Source organism: Cetobacterium sp. (assembly GCF_048470075.1).
In the GTDB taxonomy this organism is placed as follows: Bacteria; Fusobacteriota; Fusobacteriia; order Fusobacteriales; family Fusobacteriaceae; genus Cetobacterium_A.
Genome location: NZ_DBGBQB010000076.1, coordinates 1 through 10435 on the forward strand (window position 1 = coordinate 1; position 10435 = coordinate 10435).

Genomic DNA, 10435 nt, shown 5'->3' on the forward strand with positions numbered 1-10435 from the left:
TTTAAATAAAATAAAAAAATAAAGATGGTACTTCTTTTTAAAATATTATACAATATCGGTAACACTAATTATATTTAAGGAGAAGATATGAAAAAGGGATTAATAGCTTTATTTTTAGTAGCAAGTGCTACTACATTTGCAGTGGATGCACATTTAAGATTAGGAGCAATAACTAATGCAAAATCTTATAATAAAGAGGATAAAAGTTTTGAGAGCTATGCTCCAACAATAGGATTGGAAGTAACTCAAACTTTGCTTTTAGCAGATGTTGGAGTGGGGATTGCCTATAATGGGAAAACATCAGGAACAGATATTGAAACAGTTCCAGCTTATGGACTTGTAAAAATGAACCTGTTTCCAGTGGGTGTAAAACCATATTTAGTAGGAAAAGCGGGTAAGGTACTATATACTCGTGATAGCGTTTCTAACTCTAACCCAGATGGAAAATATTTCTATGGGGCAGGAATAGGAATGGATATTTTTTCATTACAGGGAGAGATACTATACTCTATAACTAAGATAGATGGAGATAGAAGAGGTAATGATAAGTTAGAGCAAGTTAGCTTTACATTAGGTTATAACTTCTTTTAATTAAAAATATTAAAAAGGGAACCATAGAGGTTCCCTTTTCCTATATATCTATAGAGAAGCAGTTTGCCAGATATTTTGCAACACCACTCTCCTCATTGGTAAACTCAATTGTTTCAAACTCTCTTTTTAACTCTTCAAAACCATTCTCCATAACAAGTCCTTTACCAACTACCTTAAGCATCTCATAGTCATTAAAAGCATCTCCAAAGGCTATTACATATTTCAAATCAATATTTTTTAAATCTGCTAAAGTCTTTATTGCCTGTCCTTTAGAGGTTTCAAAGTGAACAACATCAAGGTAATCCTCCTGTGATATAAAAGCATTTATTTCATCATATTGATTGAAATACTTAGAAAGTGTTTTAAGTTTTTCAGGATTTTTATCCATCAATACTATTTTTTCAAATGTAAATTGATGTATATTATCCATATTTATTTCAATGGGATTTTCAAGAGGATTATATAGGAAGTTATTGGCAACCTCTATAGTTCCCTCTCCAATGAATATCTGTGTTCCATATGTAGCAAAAAAAATACAGTTTTCTTCTAAGGCTTTTTTAAATACTTCATATGTGATTTTAGAGCTCAGTGTTCTTTGGAATATAAGTTCCCCATTGCCATCATAGATAGTAGTTCCATTATTACAAACAATTTCACCATCTAACTCCAATAGATCATAGATATGTTTAGCACCCTTATAACTTCTTCCAGTGGCTATAATGAACTCAATTCCCATCTCTTTAAGTCGCTTTACAACCTTTTTTGTATATTCAGAAACCTTTTTATTACCATCTACCAAAGTTCCATCTAAATCGGAAACTATTAATTTATACATGCAATCCCCCTAAATTAATTTTTATAAACATTATAATATCAAAAGATTAGAATTTCAATATTAATATTTTCAATGTTTATAAAATATGTTAAAATAGTATGGAGTATGCATTTTAATGCAAATAATCAGGAGTAAAGGAAGTTAAATGAAAAAATCAAAGGTTTTAATTATACATGAAAGTGAAAGCACTAAAATATCCCTCGAAGAGTTGGGGTTACATCTATTACAGGACTATGAATTTGAATTCTCAAATATTATAGACTATTTAAAAACAAATTTTAAAATCTATGATTTTATAATATTTGATAGTTATAATGACTATCTTTTTGAAAGTCTTAGGGAAAGACTGGATAGAATAATAGTATCTGTAAATATTTTAAAAGAGGAAAGGCCTTCAGACTATATAAAAAGAGGTGCACAAAATTTTCTTTTAAAACCATACTCATTAAAGGAGATTAGATTAGTTTTAGATCAATTAAAAAATAATCTATCAATTAAATGGGAAGCGGAGGATAATAAGTTAAAGTTTTATACTCTCTTGGATAATATTCCATATATGGCTTGGTTCAAGAATCAAGAAAGTGAATATATGATTGTAAATAATGAGTTTAAGGAACATTGTGGCAAAGACTTTGATACTATCAGAGGAAAAGGGGATCAATTCGTATGGGATGGCATGATTGGGGAAAATTGTCGCCAATATGATTTAAAGGTTATGACTGAAAGAAAACGGTTAGTTTTCGATGAGATAATTCCAGGTAAAAAAGGATATAAACAGTTTAATATCTATAAAGTACCTGTTGTTGACAGAAAAAATAATATTTTAGGAACAATGGGAATAGCTAAAGATATTACAGATTTAAAAAATAAAGATGTTAAGTTTGATATTCTTTTAGAGAATATGCCATTTGCAGTCTTTACTAAGAATAGAAGCGGAGATATTATCCAAAACAATTCAACATTTCATAAATTAACAGAGATCAATAGATATTCATATATCTCATTAAAAGAGGAAAACTTCTTAGGAGAGGAACATAGAGAGAGTATTGAGATTGAAGATAAGGATGTCATATACAATAAAAGCAGTATAGCCCTAGTGAGAACTTTAAAAACAAAGAGTGGAGAAAAAATTGTAGAGGTTTTTAAATCCCCTATTATAGATATCTCAGGAGAGGTTATAGGTATAGTATGTACAATGAGAGATGTTACAGAGGTCAAAAGTCAAGAGGCTAGAATAAAGAAAATGGCTTATACGGATTCTTTAACAGGTCTTGCCAATAGAAGAGGACTGTACGACTATGTTGAAAATAAGCTTGTTAAAAAATATTCAGATGCCACTATTATGTTTATGGATTTAGATAACTTTAAATCATTGAATGATAGCTTTGGACATCAGCATGGAGATCAGATTCTAATAGAGTTTGGCGAAGAGCTTCAAACAATTTGTAAAGATGGGTTTGTTTCCAGAATTGGTGGAGATGAGTTTGTTATTATATGGGAAGGCAAGATGAATAAGGAGTTTGCCACAGAGATAGCAGAGAAGATTTTAAATCTTTTAAATGGCAAAAAAAGAAAGTTTAATAAACTATCAGCAAGTATTGGAATTGTTACAGGTAATACTGCTGAAGAAACAATTGATAATTTTCTAACTAAAGGGGATTTAGCACTTTATAAAGCTAAGGATCAGGGGAAAAATCAATATGTGTTTTATAATAGAGATTTAGATAAAAAAAGATGTTTAAATGAGGAGATAGAACAAGATTTAAGAAATGCCTTAGATAAAGATGAGTTTGAGCTATACTACCAACCACAATATACTTGTACTAAAGAGCTTAGAGGATTGGAAGCACTTCTTAGATGGAATAACGACAAATATAGGAAAGTTCCTATACTGGATATTATAAACATTATGGAAAAGTCAATTTTAATAGATGAGATTGGAAAGTTTATACTGAAAAGTGCTTTTTCATTCGCTAAAAAAATAAATGAAAACAGAGATAAAAAAGTTATAGTATCTGTAAACATATCAGCGGTTCAAATAATGAAACATAGCTTTGTAAGAACTGTTAAAAAGGTAATAGAGGAAACGGGAGTAGATCCTAAAAATATTGGAATTGAGATAACAGAGACTGTATTGTTAAAAAATATAGAGGAGAATATACTTAAAATAAAGGAACTTAAAGATATAGGAATAAAAATATCTCTAGATGACTTTGGAACAGGATACTCTTCATTTAGTTACTTAGTTAAGATACCTCTTTCAAATATTAAAATTGATAAGAGTTTTATCTGGGGTATGAAAGATAGTGATGAGTATAGAACCTTAGTTAAGTTATGTATAGACACAGCACACGCTTTAAATTTAAGGGTGGTAGCAGAGGGTGTTGAAACAGAGGAGGAGTTAGGTCTGTTAAGATATATGAAAGCAGATTTTATCCAAGGTTACCTATTTTCAAAACCATTACCTAAAAATGTGATAGAGGAAACAATATTGTAAATATATAGGTATTTTTGGAGTAAAAGTTTTAGACTTTTGCTCTTTTTTTTTCGTCAAAGATTTTGGGGATTTTATAAAAGGTATTGTATAATAAAAATATAATTTTAAATAAAGTTTAGGAGGAAAACATGGAAAGAATTAATACTTTAAAAAACGAGATTTCTAAGAAGGTAATTGGACAAAAAGATATGGTAGAAAAAATCCTTATTGGAATCTTAACAGGAAATCATATTCTATTAGAGGGTCTTCCTGGATTAGCAAAATCATTAACTGTGAATACTATAGCTGAAACTTTAGGGTTAAGTTTTTCAAGGATTCAGTTCACTCCTGATTTACTACCTAGTGATATTGTAGGTACAGAGATGTACAATGAAAAGACAGGGGAGTTCAGTGTAAAAAAAGGTCCTATATTTGCAAATATAGTTCTTGCTGATGAGATAAATAGAGCACCTGCAAAAGTTCAATCAGCTCTTTTAGAGGCTATGCAAGAGAAACAGGTTACAATAGCCAATGACACATTTAAACTTGATAAACCATTTATAGTTTTAGCTACTCAAAATCCTATTGAACAAGATGGAACATATCCATTACCAGAAGCTCAACAGGATAGATTTTTAATGAAGGTAAAGATAGAGTATCCAACTTATGAGGAGGAGATGCAAATACTTGACCTTTTAACAGGAGAAAAGGAGTTTGCAGATATCCCAATTGAAACAATAGTATCATTACAAGATTTAGAGGAGATTAAAGAAACAATAAAAAGGGTTAGTATAGATTCTAAATTAAAAAAATATATTTTAGATATTGTATTTAAAACTAGGGAGCAATCTGATTATATAGCATGTGGAGCTTCACCTAGAGCAAGTATCAGCCTTGTTATAGCATCTAAAGCAGCAGCATTTTTAGATGGAAGAGATTTTGTAATGCCACAGGATATAAAAAAAGTTATCTATGATGTATTACGTCATAGACTTATTTTAACATATGAGGCTGAGGCTGAAGATAAAAAGGTAGAAGATATTATTGATGATATACTAAAAACAGTTATTTTACCATAAGGAGAAACTATGGATAATAAATTAGAAAGTAAGAAGGAACTTTTAAAAAAAATAAAAAATATTGAAATAAAATCGACTATTTTATCCGATAATATTTTTGCAGGACAGTATCAATCTTGTTTAAAAGGTAATGGAATGGAGTTTTCTGACATTAGAAGATATGCTCCGGGAGATGATGTAAAAAAAATTGACTGGAAAGTTACTGCTAAACAGAGAAAGGCATATGTAAAAGAGTTTGTGGAGGAGAGAGAACTTTCAGTTTTCTTATTGGTAGATATATCTGCCTCTAATAGATTTAAGGAAAAATTAGACCTTATAACAGAGTTAGTTGGAAGTTTAGCTTTTAGTGCCAATAAAAATGGTGATAGAGTAGGTGCTCTGTTTTTTTCTAATGAGATAGAGAGAGTAATCCCTTTAAGAAAGGGTAAAAAGCATACTCTATCTATAATTGAAAATCTATTGATTATAACTCCAAAGGGGGATAAGACAGATATTGCTATGGCTTTAAGATATTTTGGAAAAGTATTTAAGAGAAGATCTGTTATTTTTCTAATATCAGATTTCTTAGATGATAACTATGAAAAAGAGTTAAAAATACTTTCCCAAAGGCATGAGATTATTCCTGTGAGAATAGGGGATAAAAAATATGAATCACTTCCTATTGGTGCTATTTTTACATTGGAGGACGCTGAAACTGGAGAACATATAGTGGTTGAAAACTATAAGGAAAATAGTAGTGATATAGGCATAAATAACATTCCAAATGGAATAAATCTATATGTTGGAGAGGACTATGTAAAGGAGATATCAAAATTTTTTAATAGAGGTAGGGTGCGATGAAAAAAATAATTTTTAGTATTTTTCTTTTGTTTTCTCTCCTGACTTTTAGTAAAGATTATAATATAGGTGATAAAATTACTTTGAAAATAGAGGGAGATATCAGTAAAAATGATATTGAAAAAGCTTTAAAGGACTATAAGATATCTTCCTTGGAGAGAGATAAAGATGGTACTTATACTGTGACATTTACCACATATAAGGTCGGTGAGAATGAGATTCAACTTGGAGATAAAAAGTTAAAAATAGATGTTGTTTCAACAGTAGGGCCAGATGAAAAGGATATCTATGAAGCTCTTTCAAATCCAAATAATACATATATAGAAACAGATTACCCCCATATAGGTATTTTGGCTACTATAGCTGGAGTAATTGCAATTATAACAGCGTTTTTTATGCACTTAGTTGATAGAGCTAAAGATCCGTATATTATATTTAAAAAAGGGATGTCTAAAGTTAATGATTCCAATTGGAAAGAGAGAATAAGTTTAGAGTTACGTAGGTATATAGACAATATGTATAGTACAAACTTCTTAGGAGGGGAGTATAACGTTATATATCCCCTTACCAAAGAGGATATAGAGTTCATTAAAGATATGGATTATTTAAAATTTGCCCCTAATAGAGAGGGAGATTATTCAGAGTATAAGAAAAGAGCCTTTGAAATAGTTGAGAGATTAAGAAAGGAGAAAAAGAACAGTGTATAACTTTAAGATACCATATATATTAATACTGATTCCCATAGTTACCTATCTTTTTTTTAGAAAAAGATCTCAAGGTGCTATTAAGGTTCCAGGAATACAAATTATAAAAAAATATTCAAAAGGTAGTAAAAAACATCTCTTAGGGCGAATCTTTATATATCTATCCACTGTGTTTATGATTTTAGCTTTAGCACGTCCTCAGCTTACTACAGAGGGAAAAGTTATTAAAAAAGATGGTATAGATATAGCCATAGCTTTAGATCTTTCAAAATCAATGGAAGCTAGAGATTTCAATCCCAATAGATTGGAAAAATCTAAAGAGTTATTAAATGAGTTTGTTGATAAAAGACCAAATGATAGATTATCTCTAGTTGTATTTGGAGGTGAGGCATATACAAAGGTACCATTGACATTTGATCATAGCGTACTTAAAAATATGATATCCAATATAACCACTGATGATATAACAAGTAATAACCGTACTGCTATAGGTATGGGATTGGGAGTAGCACTAAATAGACTAAAGGATTCTGACTCAAAATCTAAGGTTATAATATTGATGACAGATGGTGAGAATAACTCTGGTGAGATGAGTCCCATAGGGGCGGCAGAAGTTGCCAAGGAGCTAGGGATAAAGGTCTATACCATAGGAATTGGAGCTAGAGAGATTCCTGTTCCAGGGTTCTTTGGAACTTCATATATAGAGAATAGGGAACTGGATGAAAATCTTTTAAATATTATTGCAGAAAAAACAAATGGAAAATATTTTAGAGCTAGTGATTCTAAAGAGTTTCAGAATATCTTTAATGAGATAAATAATTTAGAGAAAAGTAAAATTGATAGTAGAAGTATTTATGATATAACAGAGTATTTTGAAGAGCTATTAAAAGTCGCATTAGTTTTATTTTTACTAGGTATATTTTTTGAGTTCTTTAGATATATAAGAATACCATAGGAGGGATAGTTATGGAGTTTGGAAATACAGCTAGTATTAAATTTATAGTTATCCCTATTTTAACTATTTTATTTTTAATACTAGGAATAGTAAAAAGAGAGCGTATATTAGAAAAAATAGGTTGGAAAAAAGATACAATATTTATGTTTATAAAGGCATTACTTCTATCTATAGGTGGAATTTTAGTATTTTTAGCACTTCTTTCTCCACAGAAGTTAAAAGAGGAGGAAAAGGTAGAGGTTAAAGGAAGCGATCTCTATGTATTGATGGATATATCTAAATCTATGTTGGCTGAAGATACATATCCAAATAGATTAGAAATAAGCAAAAAAGAGTTAAAAGAGATTTTAAATAATTTAAAGGGAGATAGAGTTGGAATTATTCCATTCTCTGATAGTGCCTATGTACAAATGCCTTTAACTGATGATTACTTTATGGCTATAAACTATATTGATGCCATAGATAGTAAACTTATCTCTGGAGGGGGAACAGAGCTTTTAGAAGCTTTAAAATTAGCCAATAGTTCCTTTGAAAAAACAGATGCCAAGGATAAAAATGTAATTATTTTTTCAGATGGTGGTGAAAGAAACCCTGAGATTCTAAACTATGTAAAAGAAAATCACATAAAAACTTTTATATTCGGTGTTGGAACTGATGAGGGAAGTGTAATTCCAATTGACAATGGTTTTATAAAAGATGATAAAGGAAATATAGTTGTATCTAAGTTGAATGATAGCTTCTTAAAGGAGTTAGCTAAAGAGAGTGGTGGTCAATACTACTCCTTAAATAATTTGAATACAGGTAACTATAAAAGATTGATAGAGGATATTGGAAATTTAGATAAAACATCTCAAAGAGATGAGAAGTTAAATATCTATGAACAATACTATCAGTATCCACTAGGTGCTGGTTTACTACTTATACTTATTGGATATTTTTTAAGAAGAAAGGAGAAGGAGGGGGAATATGTTTAGGAAAATACTAATTCTTCTTCTTGGAATCTTTTTAATTATTTTTGGAGTTTTTAAATTAAAAAAAGATAAACCAATTGAAGAACCTGGATATTTAAAGTTTCTCAATGGGAATGCACTGGTAAAAGAGAATAAAAATCAAGAGGCTTTAGAAGAGTATAAAATTGCTATGGATACCAATGAAGACCTGAATATTAAGAAAAATTTTGAGATTATAAAAAATAAAGTTGATAAAGAGAAGCAAGACCAGCAACAGCACAATAAAGATCAGCAAGATGATAATAAACAAAATCAACAAAATGACAAGAATCAACAGAATAATCAGGATAATAAAAATAATTCACAAAATAATAAGCAAAATGAGCAACAAAATGATAATCAAGATAATAAACAGAATAATCAAAATGAGCAACAGAACAGTAAAGATCAGCAAGATGATAATAATCAAAATCAACAGAATCAACAAAATGACAAGAACCAGCAGGATAATCAGGATAATAAAAATAACTCACAAGATAATAAACAAAATGAGCAACAGAATGATAATCAAGATAAAAAACAGGAAAATCAACAAAATAGTGGTAATAAACAACAAAATCAAGGTAGTGCTCCAAAGGAGTTAACACCAGAAGAGAAAGCTATGAAACAAAAAGAGGAAGAGCTAAGAAGTATTATGCAAAGACTTGAAGGTAATGAAAAACAAGCTTTTAAAAATAATGAGAGAGTTTTAAACACAAGCGAAAATAAAAATAGTGAGAATAGATGGTAGAGGAGAGCAGAATGAAAAAAATTAATTTATTTTTAATGATGTTAATGCTTTGTAAGTTAACTTTTTCTGAATTAATACTAAATTCTTCTAATTTAGCTCCTTCAAAATATGAGGTTTTTAATTTAGAAGTTTCATTTGTAAATGAGGATAAAGAAAGATATAAAATAGATGGAATAGATAATTTTGATGTATTATCTAAAGGGTCAAGTAATAGTTACAATGTTATTAATGGAAAAACTACATCGATGAAAAGTGACATATATAGACTAAAACCTAAGAAAGATGGCGAGTTTACATTGAAAGTCATCACTGAAAAGGGAAATGAAAAGAGCATTTTAATAGATGTAAAAGAGAATAAGCAATTGGATAAAGCTATGGAGGGAAGATTTACATTAAAGGCAGATATACCTAAAAATAGCTATTACTTTGGAGAGAAGATACCTTTCCAAGAGAATTTTATAAGTACAGTAAACATTAGCTCTTTCTCACAAGTTAAGGCTCCGAACTTTCAAGATTTTTCAGTGAAAGATATGACTCAATATACAAATAATAGCTACGTACAAAATCAAATTGAATATGATGGAAAACAAGCTATTGAGCTTAATATATTCAAGGGAATTTTACAAGCTAATAGTAGTGGTGAAAAAAATATTACAACAAGTGAAGTAAAAGTTGGAGAACCAACAAGAGATTTTTTCTATGAAAATACAACTATTGTGGGTGGAAAGGATATAAAAATTGATATAAAACCTCTTCCTGTAAATGCTCCTAAGAATTTTAAAGATATTGTAGGAACACTTAATTTTCAAGAGGATTGGAAAAATAAAGAGGTCAATGTAGGTCAGGCAATAACACTAACTTTAACACTGTCTGGAAGTGGTAACCTTGCTTTATTGGATAACTTACCAATAGAGAATCAAAAAGAGTTTAATATTTTCCAAAGTGTGAAAAACTATAATGAAGGACTTAAAGGGGATAGCTACTATAATGAAAAAATATTTGAAGTGGCATTTATTCCTAAACAGAGTGGAATTGAAAAAACTCCAGAGATAGTAATTCCATATTTTAATACTAAAACTGAAAAATATGAAAATATCATAATTCCATCTCAAGTGATAAAAGTTACTGGAGACAGTGTTCAAAATGATGTAACTACCACTAATAGTCCTATACAAAAAAATATAGAAAATAAATCGACTAATAGTAATGACAGTAGTG

General features: G+C 29.7%; 10 protein-coding genes. 9 read left to right on the forward strand and 1 reads right to left on the reverse strand.

What is annotated here, in order from left to right; genetic code table 11:
* Positions 1 to 87 precede the first annotated feature (87 nt).
* Positions 88 to 591, forward strand: coding sequence for a hypothetical protein (locus ACMOUI_RS02905; protein ID WP_418964248.1), 504 nt, complete (start codon positions 88 to 90; stop codon positions 589 to 591).
* A gap of 40 nt (positions 592 to 631) precedes the next feature.
* Here the strand turns inward: ACMOUI_RS02905 and ACMOUI_RS02910 are convergent, their stop codons facing one another.
* On the reverse strand, positions 632 to 1426 hold the full coding sequence (locus ACMOUI_RS02910) for a Cof-type HAD-IIB family hydrolase (RefSeq protein ID WP_418964249.1): 795 nt from the start codon (positions 1424 to 1426) through the stop codon (positions 632 to 634).
* A 145-nt stretch (positions 1427 to 1571) separates the two neighbouring features.
* Between ACMOUI_RS02910 and ACMOUI_RS02915 the strand changes: the two genes are divergently transcribed.
* From ACMOUI_RS02915 to ACMOUI_RS02950, 8 genes are all read left to right on the forward strand, one after another.
* A complete protein-coding gene (locus tag ACMOUI_RS02915) occupies positions 1572 to 3923 on the forward strand; it encodes an EAL and GGDEF domain-containing protein (protein WP_418964250.1) in 2352 nt (783 codons plus the stop codon).
* Between the two features lie 128 nt (positions 3924 to 4051).
* On the forward strand, positions 4052 to 4981 hold the full coding sequence (locus tag ACMOUI_RS02920; RefSeq protein WP_418964251.1) for an AAA family ATPase: 930 nt from the start codon (positions 4052 to 4054) through the stop codon (positions 4979 to 4981).
* Between the two features lie 9 nt (positions 4982 to 4990).
* The gene (locus tag ACMOUI_RS02925) at positions 4991 to 5821 is read left to right on the forward strand and encodes a DUF58 domain-containing protein (RefSeq protein WP_418964252.1); all 831 of its coding nucleotides are present in this window, start codon (positions 4991 to 4993) and stop codon (positions 5819 to 5821) included.
* 80 nt (positions 5822 to 5901) lie between these two features.
* A complete protein-coding gene (locus tag ACMOUI_RS02930; protein WP_418964253.1) occupies positions 5902 to 6525 on the forward strand; it encodes a hypothetical protein in 624 nt (207 codons plus the stop codon).
* Positions 6518 to 7477, forward strand: a complete 960-nt coding sequence (locus ACMOUI_RS02935; RefSeq protein WP_418964254.1) for a vWA domain-containing protein — start codon at positions 6518 to 6520, stop codon at positions 7475 to 7477. The genes ACMOUI_RS02930 and ACMOUI_RS02935 overlap by 8 nt, the downstream gene beginning before the upstream one ends.
* An 11-nt stretch (positions 7478 to 7488) precedes the next feature.
* Complete coding sequence (locus ACMOUI_RS02940; protein WP_418964255.1) at positions 7489 to 8451, forward strand: vWA domain-containing protein; 963 nt, start codon at positions 7489 to 7491, stop codon at positions 8449 to 8451.
* Positions 8444 to 9217, forward strand: a complete 774-nt coding sequence (locus tag ACMOUI_RS02945) for a hypothetical protein (protein WP_418964256.1) — start codon at positions 8444 to 8446, stop codon at positions 9215 to 9217. The genes ACMOUI_RS02940 and ACMOUI_RS02945 overlap by 8 nt, the downstream gene beginning before the upstream one ends.
* A gap of 11 nt (positions 9218 to 9228) precedes the next feature.
* The coding region (locus tag ACMOUI_RS02950) for a BatD family protein (RefSeq protein ID WP_418964257.1) at positions 9229 to 10435 on the forward strand (1207 nt) is incomplete at its 3' end.

Excerpts from the sequence above, each read along its gene's own strand:
- ACMOUI_RS02925 (WP_418964252.1), top strand. The coding sequence starts at position 4,991 with ATGGATAATAAATTAGAAAGTAAGAAGGAACTTTTAAAAAAAATAAAA.
- ACMOUI_RS02945 (WP_418964256.1), top strand. The coding sequence starts at position 8,444 with ATGTTTAGGAAAATACTAATTCTTCTTCTTGGAATCTTTTTAATTATT.
- ACMOUI_RS02905 (WP_418964248.1), top strand. The coding sequence starts at position 88 with ATGAAAAAGGGATTAATAGCTTTATTTTTAGTAGCAAGTGCTACTACA.
- ACMOUI_RS02920 (WP_418964251.1), top strand. The coding sequence starts at position 4,052 with ATGGAAAGAATTAATACTTTAAAAAACGAGATTTCTAAGAAGGTAATT.
- ACMOUI_RS02910 (WP_418964249.1), bottom strand. The coding sequence starts at position 1,426 with ATGTATAAATTAATAGTTTCCGATTTAGATGGAACTTTGGTAGATGGT.
- ACMOUI_RS02940 (WP_418964255.1), top strand. The coding sequence starts at position 7,489 with ATGGAGTTTGGAAATACAGCTAGTATTAAATTTATAGTTATCCCTATT.
- ACMOUI_RS02915 (WP_418964250.1), top strand. The coding sequence starts at position 1,572 with ATGAAAAAATCAAAGGTTTTAATTATACATGAAAGTGAAAGCACTAAA.